At 64.0% G+C, this 14871-nt stretch carries 12 protein-coding genes; 10 read left to right on the top strand and 2 right to left on the bottom strand.

The genetic code is table 11. The features are described from left to right. The first annotated feature begins 243 nt into the window (after positions 1 to 243). The 8 genes from BUB09_RS09280 to BUB09_RS09245 are packed head-to-tail and all read left to right on the top strand — an operon-like array spanning position 244 to position 8514. A complete protein-coding gene (locus BUB09_RS09280; RefSeq protein WP_175550157.1) occupies positions 244 to 2838 on the top strand; it encodes a TonB-dependent receptor in 2595 nt (864 codons plus the stop codon). Positions 2839 to 2857: 19 nt separating this feature from the next. Further along, complete coding sequence (locus BUB09_RS09275) at positions 2858 to 3634, top strand: DUF3450 domain-containing protein (protein WP_072896920.1); 777 nt, start codon at positions 2858 to 2860, stop codon at positions 3632 to 3634. Further along, positions 3634 to 5022, top strand: a complete 1389-nt coding sequence (locus BUB09_RS09270; protein ID WP_084083304.1) for a MotA/TolQ/ExbB proton channel family protein — start codon at positions 3634 to 3636, stop codon at positions 5020 to 5022. Before BUB09_RS09275 ends, BUB09_RS09270 begins: the two co-directional genes overlap by 1 nt. Then, the gene (locus tag BUB09_RS09265) at positions 5015 to 5539 is read left to right on the top strand and encodes a MotA/TolQ/ExbB proton channel family protein (protein WP_072896918.1); all 525 of its coding nucleotides are present in this window, start codon (positions 5015 to 5017) and stop codon (positions 5537 to 5539) included. Before BUB09_RS09270 ends, BUB09_RS09265 begins: the two co-directional genes overlap by 8 nt. A gap of 37 nt (positions 5540 to 5576) precedes the next feature. Then, the gene (locus BUB09_RS09260) at positions 5577 to 5999 is read left to right on the top strand and encodes an ExbD/TolR family protein (RefSeq protein WP_072896916.1); all 423 of its coding nucleotides are present in this window, start codon (positions 5577 to 5579) and stop codon (positions 5997 to 5999) included. A 29-nt stretch (positions 6000 to 6028) separates the two neighbouring features. Further along, a complete protein-coding gene (locus tag BUB09_RS09255; protein WP_072896915.1) occupies positions 6029 to 6442 on the top strand; it encodes an ExbD/TolR family protein in 414 nt (137 codons plus the stop codon). Between the two features lie 4 nt (positions 6443 to 6446). After that, positions 6447 to 7154 (top strand): energy transducer TonB, encoded by a 708-nt coding sequence (locus tag BUB09_RS09250; protein WP_072896913.1) that lies wholly within the window; start codon positions 6447 to 6449, stop codon positions 7152 to 7154. 13 nt (positions 7155 to 7167) lie between these two features. Further along, on the top strand, positions 7168 to 8514 hold the full coding sequence (locus BUB09_RS09245) for a tetratricopeptide repeat protein (RefSeq protein WP_072896911.1): 1347 nt from the start codon (positions 7168 to 7170) through the stop codon (positions 8512 to 8514). A gap of 84 nt (positions 8515 to 8598) precedes the next feature. Here BUB09_RS09245 and BUB09_RS09240 read toward each other — a convergent pair whose 3' ends face one another. After that, a complete protein-coding gene (locus tag BUB09_RS09240) occupies positions 8599 to 9417 on the bottom strand; it encodes an acyltransferase (protein ID WP_072896910.1) in 819 nt (272 codons plus the stop codon). 247 nt (positions 9418 to 9664) lie between these two features. Between BUB09_RS09240 and BUB09_RS09235 the strand changes: the two genes are divergently transcribed. Next, positions 9665 to 11980: an amidase family protein gene (locus BUB09_RS09235; protein WP_175550156.1), complete on the top strand. Its 2316-nt coding sequence runs from the start codon at positions 9665 to 9667 to the stop codon at positions 11978 to 11980. Positions 11981 to 12027: 47 nt separating this feature from the next. Here BUB09_RS09235 and BUB09_RS09230 read toward each other — a convergent pair whose 3' ends face one another. Next, positions 12028 to 13056 carry an acetamidase/formamidase family protein gene (locus BUB09_RS09230; RefSeq protein WP_072896908.1) on the bottom strand — a complete coding sequence of 343 codons (1029 nt, stop codon included), beginning with the start codon at positions 13054 to 13056 and terminating at the stop codon, positions 12028 to 12030. 147 nt (positions 13057 to 13203) lie between these two features. Between BUB09_RS09230 and BUB09_RS09225 the strand changes: the two genes are divergently transcribed. Beyond that, positions 13204 to 14856, top strand: coding sequence for an amidase family protein (locus tag BUB09_RS09225; protein WP_245793218.1), 1653 nt, complete (start codon positions 13204 to 13206; stop codon positions 14854 to 14856). The last annotated feature ends 15 nt before the right edge of the window (positions 14857 to 14871 follow it).

Below are 14871 nucleotides of genomic sequence, written 5' to 3'. Positions count from 1 at the left end.
GCGCTCGACCAACACTGCCACGCAACATGCAGCACCCGCAGCGGCTTGCTCGATCCAGGTAGGGGGCTCCGACAACGCGTCGTCTGACTCTATGACCGTTGCGTTCGCCGACACGAACGCCTTCAATCATTGGGAGATCACATGCGCAGTCGAGTCAAGCGTACGCCTCGCAGTACGACGTATCGCTTCAAAGCCACGGATCTCGCGATCGCGCTGGCCGCTTTTGCAACCCCAGGCCTTGCGATGGCGCAATCGTCCTCATCGACGAATACCGAGCTGACCGATGTCGTCGTCACCGAAGATCCGTTGACGGCCATTCTGAACGAATCGACCGGCTCATCGATCGGCTTCACCAAGCCGCTGCTGGAAACGCCGCGAACGGTGTCGTTCGTCAGCTCGGAGCAGATTGCACTGCTCGGCATCAGCTCGGTCGACGACCTGACGCGCGTCGTGCCCGGTACGTTCACGACGACGCGCTATGGCTTGCAAGGCGGCATCAACGTTCGCGGCGTCGCGGCCGACATGTACTTCCGCGGCATGAAGCGCATCAACATGCAGGGCCATGCGCGCACGTCGCTGGCGTCAATGGATTCGATCGAAGTCATCAAGGGACCGCCCTCGCCGATCTACGGCATGGGCAAGATCGGCGGCTACAGCAATCTGACGCCGAAATCCGGCCGCGCGAAGGTCGGCGGCTATCTCGACGACGTCAAGGGCTTTGCCCAGGTCATCGGCGGTGACTACCGCAAGTCGGAAGTCTCGGCCGGTGCCGGCGGGCCGGTGAACGTGCTCGGCAAAACCGGCGGCTACTACGGCTACGCGCTGCTCGAAAACAGCGAGTCGTACGTCAAGAAGGTCGGCGCCCAGCAGCGCATCCTGCAAGGCAGCATGAGCCTGGACAACTTCGTCGGTCCGTTCCGCTTTGAGAGCGGCACGCAGGCGCAGAACTCGATCACGTCCGGCGCGTATATGAATCGCACAACGCAAGCCCTGGTCGACGACGGCAAGTATGTATCCGGCCAGCCGCTGGTCAATCTCGACGTCAACGGCGATGGTGCCGTTGGCTTTCGCGAGACGCATCTGGCATCGCCGCTGAAGGGCAATGTCGGCAGCAATAACCGCCCGCTGTTCCAGCGCTTCAACTGGCCGAAGGACCCGGTGACTGGAAAGTACTACCCGATCGATCAGTTTCCGAAGATCGCCGGCATCCCGCAGACGATGCTCGACTATCTGAACGCCAATCCGTCGAAAGATCCGACCGGTGCGCTGCGCGCACAGGGTGCTGGCGGTCCGCTGCCGACGTCGGGACAGCTGCCGGTCGGCTTCGTGCTCGACCCAACCACGGTCGATGTCGTCGATGTAGACCTGCGTCGCAACGGTGCCTACGAGCGCGTGCAGGATGCCGAGCTGGCCGTCTGGTACGCCGACTTCGTCTATGACAGCGACCCGGACTTCACGGTCAAGAGTCAGTTCTTCAAGGACTACCTGAACTCGTTCAAGAACTCTTATCTGCCCTATGGCGAAAAGCAGGACATCCACGTCTGGGAAGAAAAAATCACGGTCACACGCCGCATCCCGGATGAAATCCTGCCGGAATGGTTGCGCATCAACTCCTTGGCCTCGATTAACTACCGCGAGACCAACGGCGAGATCTTCAGCTCCGGTGGCGACTTCGATTACCGCCAGGATGTGATGTTCCGCAACGGTGATCACTACCCGAATACGATCTTCTGGAACCAGCTCGACAACGACACCTACCAGACCGGCGCACCGAAAACCGTCGACCGCGAAAGCACGTTCAACGAAATGGGCTTCGGCGCGATGCTCGACATCGATCTGTTCAAGGACACCAACGTGGTGCTGGGTGCCCGTATCGACGGGTCCGAAGCCAAGGCGACCGACTTCCGCCGCTTCAACGAAAACTCCAGCAACGCCACCGTCGAAAAGTACCTCGACCCGATCACCGAGAAAGGATGGGACAAGGGCGTGTCCTGGAGCGCCAGCATCTCGCAGAAGCTGCCATGGGGTCTGCGTCCGTATGCAACGTTGGCTAAGTCCAGCGTGTCGCTCGATGGCGCCAATAACATCATGCTGGTCAATACCGTCACTGCACCGGGCGGTCACATCGGATCGGCCGAGTTGAAGGAAGGCGGACTCAAAGGCGCCTGGCTCAACGACAAGCTGACGTTCACCGGCGCCTACTTCGTGCAGACGCGTACCGACATCAGCAGCGCTGCCGATCCGACGGCCGGCGCCGAAGTGTCGAGCACCGAAACCAAGGGCACCGAGACCGAACTGCGCTGGACACCGATGCGCGAGCTGTCGATCCAGGCCTATGCGATCTGGATGAAGGCCAAGTACATCGTCGATGCGCCGGTCACGACGATGGAGCTCGATGCCCGCACGCTGGGCTTCCAGGACGTCTATGCCGACGATGGGTCGCTGCTGTATCCGGCCGAAGCCTTCCTGTATGGCGGCCGCTGGAACATCACGATCCCGACCGAACTGCTGCCGCAGTACCGCGACAAGGTCGGCACGCCCGAGCAGCAGTACGGCATCAACGCCAACTACACGATGAAAAACGGCGTCGGCTTCCTGCTCGGTGGCACGTACTTCTCGTCGACCTATGCCGACCGCTTGAAGACGCTGGAACTGCCGGCCGCTTTCAACTTAAACGCAGGCGTTACCTACGACAAGGGCAACTGGCACCTGCGCGTCAATGGCTACAACGTGCTCGACGAAGTCACGTTCCGCGCCCGCAACACCGATACCGGTACCAACCTGCTCTCGGTCATGCCGGGCGCGCGTTACGAAGTCACCGCCAAGCTCGACTTTTAATCAAGGATCAGACATCGCCATGTTCGACATCCGCAATAACCGTCTTCGCCTGATCGTCGTCGCTGCTTGCGCGATCTCGGCGCCCATCCCCTATGTGATCGCGGCCGAGCCGGCCAAGGTCGATGCCGTGATCGGCGAGCAGACCAAGTCGGTCAGCGCTGCCAAGACCTCGCAAAGCACGGTGACCAAGCTCGACGATGAAGCCGGCACGATGCTCGGCGAGTATCGCCAGGCGATCGAGGAATACCAGAGCCTGAAGGCCTACAACGACCAGCTGGCAACGCAGGTCAGCTCTCAGCAAGAAGAGCTGGCTGCGATCAACGCGCAGCTCGGCGACATCGACACCACCTCGCGCGAGGTGCTGCCGATGCTGATCCGCATGATGACGACGCTCGAACAGTTCGTCGCCGTCGATGTGCCGTTCCTGCCCGACGAGCGCGCCAAGCGGATCAAGACGCTGAAGACGACGATGGAGCGCGCCGACGTGTCGCTGTCGGAGAAGTACCGCCGCATCGTCGAGGCCTACCAGATCGAGATGGAATACGGGCGGACCATCGAATCCTACGCCGGCAAGATCGGCGACAAGACGGTGGAGTTTCTGCGCGCCGGCCGCGTATCGCTGCTGTACCAGACGCTGGACGGCAATGAGACCGGCTACTGGGACAACAGCAGCAAGAAGTGGGTCGTCGATAACGCGTACCGCGAAGACATCAAGTCGGCGATCAAGATCGCCAAGAAACAAGCCGCACCGAACTTTGTCGCGCTCGCCGCGCCTGCACCGAAGGAGGCCAAGTAATGTTCCGCCATACCCTGCTCAAGGCGATCGCCACCACGGCCTTCGCCATCACCGCCTCCGGTCTGTTCACCACCGGCAGCGCGCTGGCTGCAACCCCCGGCAACATGGACGAACTGCTGGAACTGACGCTGTCGCAGCGCGAACGCGACGCCGCCGCCAACGCCGAACGCGAAGCCAAGTTCCAAGCCCAGCGCGACAAGCAGGCGAGCCTGCTCGCCGAAGCCAAGGCCGAGTTGGCCGCCGAGCGCAAGCGCGGCCTGGACCTGGCCAGCGGCTTCGACGCCAACGAAAAAGCGATCACCGAAGCGACCGCGACACTGGAAACCCGCGCCGGCAATCTGGGCGAGATGTTCGGCGTCGTGCGTCAGGTCGCCAATGACTTCTCGTCGGTGGTCAACAACTCGATCATCAGCGCGCAGTTCCCGAATCGCAGCGAGTTCGTCGTCGGACTGGCGCAAACCAAGGAACTGCCGTCGATCAAGGTGCTGGAGCGGTTCTGGTACGAGCTGCTGCGCGAGATGGCCGAGAGCGGCAAAGTCGCACAGTTCAAGACCAAAATCGTCGAGCCGGATGGCAAGCCAGCTGAAGCGCTGGTGACCCGCGTCGGTCCGTTCAATGCGACCAGCAACGGCCGGTATCTGAACTACCTGCCCGGCCCTGGCCAGCTTGCCGTGATGGCACGCCAGCCCGGCGCCGAGTTCGAAGCCGCGGCCAAGACGCTCGAGGCAGCCAAGAGCGGCTACGTCAAGACGGTGATCGATCCGACGCGCGGTGTGCTGCTGTCGATCTACGCCCAGCGCCCGAACTTGAAGGAACGCATCGACCATGGCGAAGCGGTCGGCTACGTGATCATCACCGTCGGTGTGATCGGTGCGCTGCTGGCGGTCTATCAGTTCGGTTACCTGTTCCTGGTTCGTCTGCGCGTCAAGCGGCAGCTCGCGTCGATCGAAGCCCCCCAGGCCGACAACCCGCTGGGTCGCGTGCTGAGCACGTTCGAAGGCAGCGCAGCCAAGCTCGAAGAAGACGCCGAGATCGTCGAGCTGCGCATCTCCGAAGCCGTGCTCAAGGAAGTGCCGGCACTGGAGCGCTTCCAGTCGTTCCTGAAGCTCGCCGTCGCTGCCGGCCCGCTGCTCGGACTGATCGGTACCGTGATCGGCATGATCGTCACGTTCCAGTCGATCACCGAATCGGGCTCGTCCGATCCCAAGCTGATGGCAGCCGGCATTTCGCAGGCGATGATCGCCACCGTGCTGGGCCTGGGCATCGCGATTCCGCTGCTGTTCGCTCATGCCTGGCTGGCCTCGCTGTCGAAGTCGATCCTGCAAGTGCTCGACGAACAAAGCACCGGCCTGCTCGCCGGTCGCCTGGAGGCAGCGCGCCATGCTTGAAGCCCTGCTGACACCGTTCCAGATCCTGGTCGAGATGCGTCACCTGGGCGGACCAGTGGTGCTGGGTATCTTCGCGGCCTGCGTGCTGATGTGGACCATCGTCATGGAACGACTGTGGTTCTTCACCGGCGTACTCCCGCGGCAGGCTGAGCGCCTGCTGCAGGAGTGGCAGGCGCGGCCCGAGCACCACAGCTGGCGCGCCCACCAGATTCGCAAGGCGATGATCTCGACGCTCAACGCGGGCATGAACTCGAACATCCAGCTGCTGCGCGTGCTGGTGCCGATGTGCCCGCTGCTGGGCTTGCTCGGCACCGTATCCGGCATGTTGGCGGTGTTCGACGCGATGTCGGCACGCGGCTCGGCTGATGCCCGGTCGATGGCCAACGGCGTGTCCGAGGCGATGATCTGCACGCTGACCGGACTGGCCGTCAGCATCACCGGCCTGTACCCGGTCTATTACTTCCGTCGCCGGATTCGCCACGAGACCGAACGTCTCGCCGACAAGTTCACGTTCTGACGTCGCCCCCAACACCGAACGATCCCTACGGACTGCCATGAGCCTTCGCCATCGCCGTATCAGTGAGCACAACGCCGACGAAACCGGCATCGACCTTGCGCCGATGCTCGACTTCGTCTTGAACCTGCTGATCTTCTTCATCATCACGGCCGTATTCCTGAAGGAAATCGGCATCACGGTCAGCCGGCCCAATGCATCGTCGAGCGTCGAGAAGAAAGAGTCGAGCAGCATCGTCATCGCGATCGATGCCGCCGGCGACATTCTGGTTGACCGCAAGTTGACCGACGAGCGCAGCGTGCGCGCCGCGATCGAACGCCTGCACGCACAGCGTCCCGAGGATGCCGTCGTCGTCGTTGCTCACGAAGATGCCCCGACCGGCATTCTGGTCAGCGTGATCGACCAGGCGCGTCAGGGCGGCGTCATGGCCGTATCGATCGCCGCCTCGCAAAACGCGATGTAGCGCGTCCCCCACCCGTACCGAGCCCCGCCATGAAATCCAATCGACATGCCGCAGCCGAAAGCGATGAGACCGGCATCGACCTCGCGCCGATGCTCGACTTCGTGCTGAACCTGCTGATCTTTTTCATCATCACCACGTCGTTCGTCAAGGAATCGGGCATCAGCGTCACCCGACCCGAAGCGCTGACGGCCGAAAGCCGCGAGGACGGCAACATCCTGATCGCAGTGCGTCCCAACGGCGACGTGTGGATGGACAAGCAGAAGATCGACGTACGCGAGATCCGCAACGCGATCGAGCGCCTGCATATCGAACGGCCCGAAGACACCGTGGTCATCATCGCCGACAAGGATTCCAAGACCGGCGTGCTGACCAAGGTGATGGATCAGGTCAAGCTCGGCGGTATCGGCGACGTGTCGATCGCCGCTGCACCGCCGCGGGGTTGAGGCCATGGCGATCACAATCCGCAACAAGCAGCCAATGATGGCGTCGATGGCCGGTTCGCCGACGTTCGCCGCCATGCTGCGATCCAAGGAAGTCCGTCGCCCGCGTGGCTGGCTGGTGGCCCTATTCAGCTCGCTGACACTGTCGACGGCGATCTTCTGCGGCATGCACGCGTTGATCAACGGTGGCGGCCACGGCGTGGAAAAGCGCGACAACCTGCCGACCATCGACTTCGTCCGCTTGAAGCGCGACACCAACGTGACGCCCAATGAGCGGCGCAAGCCGCCCCCGCCGCCGCCGCCGAAGTCACCGCCGCCAACGGCCAAGATGAGCGTTGCCACCGATACCAGCACCGCGAGTGCCGGCATCGAAGTGCCTGGCAATCTCGATCTGTCGGCCTCGACGGGTGATGGCGGCCCGAGTGTCGGTACCGGCATGTCCGATGGTGACCTGGTGCCGTTGCAGCGCGTCAATCCGGTGTATCCGCAGGAAGCGCGTCGCAACAAGATCGAAGGCTACGTGAAGCTGGAGCTGGTGATCTCGCCCGAAGGCGGCGTGATCGGCGCCAAGATCATGGAAAGCAAGCCCAAGGGCCTGTTCGACTCGGCGGCGGTACAAGCCGTCTACAAGTGGCGCTTCAAGCCCAAGACCGTCGACGGCCGTGCCGTCGAGCAGAAGGGCACGCAGCGTGTCGTATTCGAGCTGACCAAGTAAGCGGAGACCGATCATGAAGCGCACCCCATCTCGCCATGCGTCAACCCAGGTCGTGTCATCGCCCAGCCGCGTTCCGCTGCGGCGCGACGCCGTCGCCCGGCTGCTGCAGGCCGCGGTGATCGGCAGCATCGGCCTGCTGTACGCGACACCGTCGAATGCGGCACCGGACTGCGTCAACGTCCGCAAGAGCGCACCCGACATGGCGGAAGCCACGATCGATGCGGTGCGTCGCGCCTCCGACCTGCTGCAGAAGAAGCAGACCGACGACGCGATCACCAAGCTCAATGGCTTCATCAGTCGTGGTGAGCCGATCGACAAGGCGATGATCTACTTCAATCTCGGCGTCGCCTACAGCGAGAAAGAGCAGTACCTCGACGCGGCCAAAGCATTCGCCACGGCGATCGGCTTCAACGTGCTGCCGCAGAACCAGACCGAGCAGATCCAGTTCAACATCGGCCAGCTGTATGTGGCCGGCGGCCAGCAGGCCGACGGCATCACGGCGCTGCAGACCTATATGGCGATGACCTGCAGCCCGATCACACCCGAGGCGCATATGTTCCTGGCCAGCGCACTGGCCGAGCAGAAGCGCTTCGACGAGGCGCTGCCGCAAGTCGATCTGGCTTTGTCCAAGGCCAAGGCACCGAAAGAGAGCTGGCTGCAGTTCCGGCTCGGCGTCCAGTACGAGATGAAGCAGTATCAGGCGGCTGCCGAAACGCTGCTGACGCTGATCGCGATGACGCCGACCAAGCCGGATTACTGGAAGCAGCTGTCGGCCGTACTGCTGGAAATGGAGGACAAGGAAAAGTCGCTGGCGGTGATGGCGCTGGCCGAGCAGCAGGGCTTCATCGAGAAGCCCGGCGACATCATGAATCTGTACAACATCTACATGATGATCGAAGTACCGCTGGCCGCAGGCCAGCTGATCGAAACCTCGATCGCCAACGGCAAGCTGCCCGAGGACGAGAAGAGCGTCGAAGCTGCTGCCAACGCCTGGATCAATGCACGCGAATCGGACAAGGCCGAAGCGGCGCTGATCAAGGTTGCCGGCATGGCCGATCGTGGTGAGTACTACTACCGGCTCGGCGGCATGTACGTCGATCAGGAGCGCTGGGAAGAAGCACGCAAGATGCTCGGCACTGCCGTGCAGAAAGGCGGTTTGAAGCGGCCCGGAGAAGTGCTGTACCGGCTGGCGATCGCCAACTACCGGCTCGGCGACTTGCGCGGCGCGATTGCCGCACTCGACAAGTCATCCCAGCACGACGAGACGCGTCGCCAAGCCGGCGAATGGTTGAATTCGCTGCGTGCGGAGTTGGCGGCTGCCGAAGCAGTGCCGGTGGCCGTCGCCGCCACTGGCGGTTGAGCCAAGCTGGCACACGCCGGGTCGATCAGCGCGTGACGATCCACGACGACGCGGCCTTAGTGCAGCGTCGTCGTGGACCAGCGACTAGCGAAACCGCTTCGGAACGCCGTCATAGGCGGCCGAGCGCGACCATACGATGCCCTCGCGCACCTTGCGTGCGGGAACGCCGGCATAGACGCATTGCGCGTCGAGCCGCCCGCTGGCTACCGAGCACTGCCCGACGACGGTTCCAGCGCCGATCCGCGTGCCTTTGTTGATGCGGACACTGTTGGCCAGCCACACATGCGGGCCGATCACGACCGAAGCCGGAACGTTGAGCTGGCGCTGACTGCTGCGATCGAAAATCGAATGACCATCGCTGGTCCGGATGATCACGCCATGCGCCATCATGCTGTCGTCGCCGATGATCACCTGGGTATCGTCGCCTTCGCACATCACTTGGTTGCCATTGCCAACCCAGGTCGACTGCGCGCCGATCAAGATCGCCGTATTGCGGCCGCGCAGCGACAACCGCAGATTGCGAAGCTTGGCGCCGGGGCCGATCACGACCACGGCGGACTCACCGCCGATGTCGAACGTGCAGCCTTCGAGCTGCGCCTTGGCCGCGACGATCACGCGATGAGCGCTGCCTTTGATGACGATCGCCGACTTGCTGTTGATGACGGCCGATTCGTGGAAGTACAGCGCAGCATCGCCGTCGGAGCTGATTGCGCATTCGATGCCGGCACCGCGGCCGGGGACGACGGGCGCAGCATCGGCCAGGCCCAGTTCGCAATCACCTTGCATTGCCGATACCAGGCCGGTGACGCGCTCGATCAAGGCTGGCGGCAGCACTGACGGGGAGGCCGCATCGGCTGGGGTTTCGACGCTGTTGGAATGCTGATGGGGATTCAGATGAAACATGGAGTTGCCAGCCGTAGTCGTTGAGTGTCGAAGCATCGCCGCCGCAGCGGGCCCACGCGATGGTGGCAGGCTCATCGCACGAAATCGAGACGGTGTCGGCCGCACAACGGCTTGGCATGCAGGTGGGGTCCGGCACCGGCATCGCGTCTGAAGCCTCAGAACGAGCCGCTGCGGCTCGATGGCGAGACTCCCGATGATGCGCATGCCCCACTCGATTCCAGCGCCCAGGAGCGCTCTGCAACGCGCCATGCGGCATGGTGTGCTGCCCAGCGCGCTGGCACTGATCGCCGCGGCCTGCGGCAAACCGGTGGCAGCGCCGACGGCGACGCCGTCACCGGCTGCATTTGCAATCGAAGAAGCGACGATCGCCGGCATCCATGCCGCGATCACATCGGGCCAAACCACATGCGTCGGCGTCGTACAGGCGTACGTCGACCGCGCCCGCGCCTACAACGGCATCTGCACGGCGCTGTTGACGGCCGACGGCGCCGACGTTGCGCCGGTCAGCGGCTATGTCCGCGCCGGTGCGGCGCTGAAGTTCCCGACGACGACGGTCAAGGCCGACCGTGTGTTCCCGAATCTGGATCAGTACGCCGGGCTGCCGCTGGACTATGGGCGCATGGAGCCAACCGTCAGCGATCCCAGCGTCCAGGCGCAGATGGGCATGCGTGTCGGCATGCCCGACGCCGGGCAGTTGAATGCGCTGGAGACGCTGAATCTTCGCGGCGAGCGCTCGGTGACCTGCAAGGGCCGCTACGACGCGCATCCATCGACCGGACCGCTGCCGGCCGATGCGCCGGCGCCGTGCGAAGCGTTTCGCCAGCAACCGGATGCGCTGGAGCGCGCCGCCGAACTCGACCAGCGCTACGGCCGCAAGCCCGACCTGCAGGCGATGCCGATGTACTGCATCACCACTGCGGTCAAGGACGTCTACGACACGCGCGACATGCGCACCACGGCCAACAACGACGTGAACTTTGCATTCGACGTGCCGCCGCGCGACGCCACGATCGTCGCGCAGCTGCGTGCCAAGGGCGCCATCCTGTACGCCAAGTCGGTCGCGCACGAATTCAACGGCGGCCCCGGTGATCCGGGCGGCGATGCCAAGCCGCTGACCAACGCGCCGGCTGGCGGCCAGACAATGGGCGCCTGGGCGGGCCAATCCTGCAATCCCTACGACACCGAGCGGGTCTCGCGCGGGTCCAGCGGCGGCAGCGGCGTCGCCGTCGGCGCCAACCTGGTGACCATCGGCATTTGCGAACAGTCGGGCGCGTCATGCCAGGGGCCGGCATCGCGCAACGGCATTGCCACGCTGCTGACGACCAAGGGCTTGCTGCCCGATAACGGCGGCATCGGCTATCAATGGTTCAACGACCGCGCGGGTATCCACGCGCGCACGCTGGCCGACGCGGCCAAAGTACTCGATGCGGTCAAAGACCCGGTCAGCGGCTACTACGACACGCTCGATCCGTTTACGGCGCTGCCCAAGGCCCTGGTGTCGACCGAGCCCTACGCGCGCTCCACGATCGATGACGCGCAACTGCAGCGGGCACCGCAGGCGCTGAAAGGACTGCGCGTGGCGATTCTCCGCGATCACATGGTCAAGAAGACGCCGAACCATGAAGCGATCAGCGACCAGATCGACGCCGAGATCAAGACCGTGCTGCGCGATCGCCTCGGCGCCGAGTTGCTGGAATCGCTCAGCGATGAATATCCGGACGACCCCGGCGTCGAGAACCTGCGCTACACATTCCGCGATGCGCTGTCCGAAATCCTGCCGCGGCTGATGCCGGAGATCTTCACGCGTCGCAACAAGGCCGGCGATCTGGTGTTTGCGGTACCGGGCTACGATGTGACGAGCTACGACTACCTGCTGAAGCTGAGCCGTCGCCAGGCGCCGCTGACGCCGGCCGTCAACATCACCAACTTTGCCAACTTCGGCGCGATGCCCTGTCACTCGGCGCTGTGCGCCGACCTTGCGTTCGATATCGACCGCTACCTGCTCGACCGCGGCGATGCGCGCATCAAGGACTGGGCTGCCTGGGCCGCGAATGCCAAGTTTCGCGAGGACGAATCACGCGCCGGCGCCGCCAACTGGATCGCGTTCAAGGGGCATCTGGCGGATGGCAAGAGCGACCGGCTGGCGCGCAGCTACATCGCGCGACTGGCGCTGCTGCGCGTGATGTACGAAAACGACATCGACGTGTTCGTGCACCCTGAGAACACGGTGCCGACGCCGAAGATCCAGGGACCGAACATCGGCTCGATCAGCATGGATGGCATCTCGCCATTCTTCCAGATTCCGCGTGTCGCAGTCCCGGCCGGCTTCACCGACGTGGTGTACGAGCCGCAGTACGCGCTCAACGCCGACAAGACTGACTACATCGCGGTGCTGGCACCCGGCACGCCGAAGACGAAGCTGCCGCATCCGATGCCGATCTCGATCACGTTCTTCGCCGGCCAAGGCGACGAACCGACGCTGATCAAAGTCGGTACCGCTTACGAATCAGCGACGCATCACCGCCGTCCGCCGCCGGATTTCGGGCCGGTCAGCAGCCGCTGATCGCAGCACACCGCTGCATCGTGACCACGATGCAGCGGTGCAAGGCCTCATTTGCCAGCGGCGAAAATCGATTTGGGCAGCAGGCCGTGTACGCCCTTGGTGCCGTCGACGACCTGCGTGACCGTCAAGTCCATCGCCGCGCTGCACAGCAGATAGGCGTCATCGCGACTCAAGTGTCGTGTCTCGACCAGGAACGCCACCATCTCGCGCGTCGCCATCCGCGCGGCTTCGTCGAGGTCGGCGTCCAGGCCGATGCTCATGTAGTGCGTCGGCGTTTCGGCGCGCGGCGACTTGATCCGCAGGTTTTTGTGCAAGATCACCTGGATCTCGCCTTTGAGCGAGGTTTCGACGGCCGACAAACTGACTTCGCCATGACCCTGCGCCGCATGGCCATCCCCGATCGACAGCAGCGCACCGGACGTCTGCACCGGCAGGTACAAGGTCGATCCCGCACCAAGGTCGTGGTTGTCCATGTTGCCGCCGAATACGTCGGGCGGGCCGCTGGGCACGCGACCGCGCTCCGGCGTCGGTGCAACCGCGATCACGCCCCAGAACGGCTTCAGCGGCACGACGACGCCCGGTGCGTACTCGACCGTTTGCCGCTGCAAGTCGAGCCATAGCACGCGGTCTTTCTGGTACGGAAAATCATCGGGCAAGGCACCGCGACCGGGTCGGAAGCCTTGGCCTGCAATCGGCAGCCGCGCGGCAACCGACAAGATGCGGACTTCCAGCGTGTCGCCCGGCTCGGCGCCTTCGACCGCGATCGGCCCGTTCAAGGTGTGATCGCCACGTCCCGCACCTTCGACGCCGTCGTAGACCGCATACAACTCGGCGGGAATGCGCTCGCGCGGCACGCCGAGCGCCTCGAAATAGCGAGGGTTGCCCGATGCGGTTTCGAGTTTGACGCGATCGCCCGATGCAATCGTCAGCACCGGCTTCAGCGACGCGTCAAAAAAACCGCGATGCACGGTTTGCGGCGTCGCCTTCAATTCGTAGATGCGTGAGGCGGCGTCGGCGACGCCGGTCAGCGCCAGGCCGACAATGCCGACCCACAACGGATGACGAGATGCGGACATCGGAAGCTCCTGCTGGGCGCTTGGCCCGTCGATGGGTTCAAGCGTTCAGACGCGCACAGAGCGCCGCACCCTAAGCCGACGGCCAGAACGTAGGGTCCGACGCGGCAGCGGGCGTCTTATCGACAACAACCGCCACCGAGATCGAACGTGCACGCTCAAGTGATTCCGCTGCGCCGCCTTGCTGCATCCGCTGCTTTCGCCGCTGCATTGGCACTGTCGTGCGGGTCTGCCGCCAACGCTGCGACGCTAGACATCGACAAGGCCAGCATCGCCGATCTGAATGCCGCATTCGCAGCCGGACTCACGTCGGAACAGCTGACGACGGCGTATCTGAAGCGCGTTGCGGCCTATGACAAACAAGGGCCGTCGATCAACGCCGTGATCACGCTCAATCCCAAGGCGATCGACGAAGCACGCCGGCTCGACGCCGAACGCAAGGCCGGCAAGCTGCGCGGCCCGCTGCACGGCGTGCCGATCGTGCTGAAAGACAACTTCGACACCGTCGACCTGCAAACCACGGGCGGCTCGCAGCTGCTCGAAGGCCATCTGCCGCCCGACGATGCCTTCGTCGTCAAGAAGCTGCGCGAGGCCGGCGCGGTGATCGTCGCCAAAGTGAATCTGTCGGAATGGGCCGGCAGCGGCGGCAGCGTCAGCGGTGCGCCCGAAGCGATCGCCAAGAAGGGCCGCGTGCCCAACGGCTTCAGCAGCGCCGGCGGCCAGACACGCAATCCGCATGATCTGACGCGCGGGCCGTCGGGCTCGTCGGGCGGCACCGGCGCTGCGATCGCGGCCGGCTTTGCGCAGTTTGGCTTGGGCACCGACACCGGCGGTTCGGTGCGCGGTCCGTCGTCGGCCAACGGCATCGTCGGCCTGAAGCCGACGCGCGGCTTGATGAGCCGCGACGGCATCATTCCACTCGGCTTGTCGTTCGACACCGGCGGGCCGATGGCGCGCAGCGTCTACGACATCGCCGTGTCGCTCGGCGCGATGACCGGCGTCGATCCAGCCGACAGCGCGACGACGCCCAGCGCCGGGCAGTTCAAAACCGATTACACGCCGTACTTGAAGAAAGGCGCACTGAAGGGTGCGCGCATCGGCATCGCGCGTGATTTCATGGGCATCGATACCGGCACCGATCAGGTCGTCGAAGCGGCCGTGGCCACGCTCAAAAAGCTCGGTGCCACCGTGGTCGACGTGAAGTATCCCGACCCGATCCTGCAGAACCGCCAAGGCATCTACAACACCGTCGTCAGCGCCGAGTTCAAGCACGACCTGGCCGAGTATCTGAAGACGACCAAGGCGGGCTATCCGAAAACGCTCGATGAAGTCGTCGCGCGCGTCAACGATCCCAAGACCGGCTATCGCAGCCCCGAAAAAGCCGTCGGCCTGAACTACACCAACTCGGTGGCGCTGACGCTCGACGACCCGCTGTATCTGGCGACGAAGAATCAAGCGCTGGCGGCGACCAAGGCCGGCATCGACGCGGTGTTCGCCAAGTATCAGGTCGATGCGATCGTCTACCCGACCTCGCCGCGTCCGGCGACGCCGATCATTCCCGAAGAGCGTCCGCCGGGCGGCGGTTTGTCGGCGACCAACTTCGCCAATCAGACCGGCTATCCCGATCTGATCGTGCCGGCCGGCATGACGGCCGACGGGCTGCCGGTGACGATCTCGTTCTTCGGGCCCGCGTGGAGCGAGCCCAAGCTGCTCAGCTACGGCTATGACTTCGAGCAGGCGACGCATGCGATCCAAATGCCGAAGCACACGCCGGCGCTGCCCAGCGACCTCATCCGCTACTAAGCCCTTTTCGACGTC

It is taken from the genome of Hydrocarboniphaga daqingensis (assembly GCF_900129825.1).
GTDB classification, from domain to species: domain Bacteria; phylum Pseudomonadota; class Gammaproteobacteria; order Nevskiales; family Nevskiaceae; genus Hydrocarboniphaga; species Hydrocarboniphaga daqingensis.
This window is presented reverse-complemented; position numbering and strand designations above follow the sequence as displayed.

Bases quoted from the DNA above. Each gene is read 5' to 3' on its own strand.
- BUB09_RS09280 (WP_175550157.1), top strand. From the start codon at position 244: ATGGCGCAATCGTCCTCATCGACGAATACCGAGCTGACCGATGTCGTC.
- BUB09_RS09275 (WP_072896920.1), top strand. From the start codon at position 2,858: ATGTTCGACATCCGCAATAACCGTCTTCGCCTGATCGTCGTCGCTGCT.
- BUB09_RS09270 (WP_084083304.1), top strand. From the start codon at position 3,634: ATGTTCCGCCATACCCTGCTCAAGGCGATCGCCACCACGGCCTTCGCC.
- BUB09_RS09265 (WP_072896918.1), top strand. From the start codon at position 5,015: ATGCTTGAAGCCCTGCTGACACCGTTCCAGATCCTGGTCGAGATGCGT.
- BUB09_RS09260 (WP_072896916.1), top strand. From the start codon at position 5,577: ATGAGCCTTCGCCATCGCCGTATCAGTGAGCACAACGCCGACGAAACC.
- BUB09_RS09255 (WP_072896915.1), top strand. From the start codon at position 6,029: ATGAAATCCAATCGACATGCCGCAGCCGAAAGCGATGAGACCGGCATC.
- BUB09_RS09250 (WP_072896913.1), top strand. From the start codon at position 6,447: ATGGCGATCACAATCCGCAACAAGCAGCCAATGATGGCGTCGATGGCC.
- BUB09_RS09245 (WP_072896911.1), top strand. From the start codon at position 7,168: ATGAAGCGCACCCCATCTCGCCATGCGTCAACCCAGGTCGTGTCATCG.
- BUB09_RS09240 (WP_072896910.1), bottom strand. From the start codon at position 9,417: ATGTTTCATCTGAATCCCCATCAGCATTCCAACAGCGTCGAAACCCCA.
- BUB09_RS09235 (WP_175550156.1), top strand. From the start codon at position 9,665: ATGCGGCATGGTGTGCTGCCCAGCGCGCTGGCACTGATCGCCGCGGCC.
- BUB09_RS09230 (WP_072896908.1), bottom strand. From the start codon at position 13,056: ATGTCCGCATCTCGTCATCCGTTGTGGGTCGGCATTGTCGGCCTGGCG.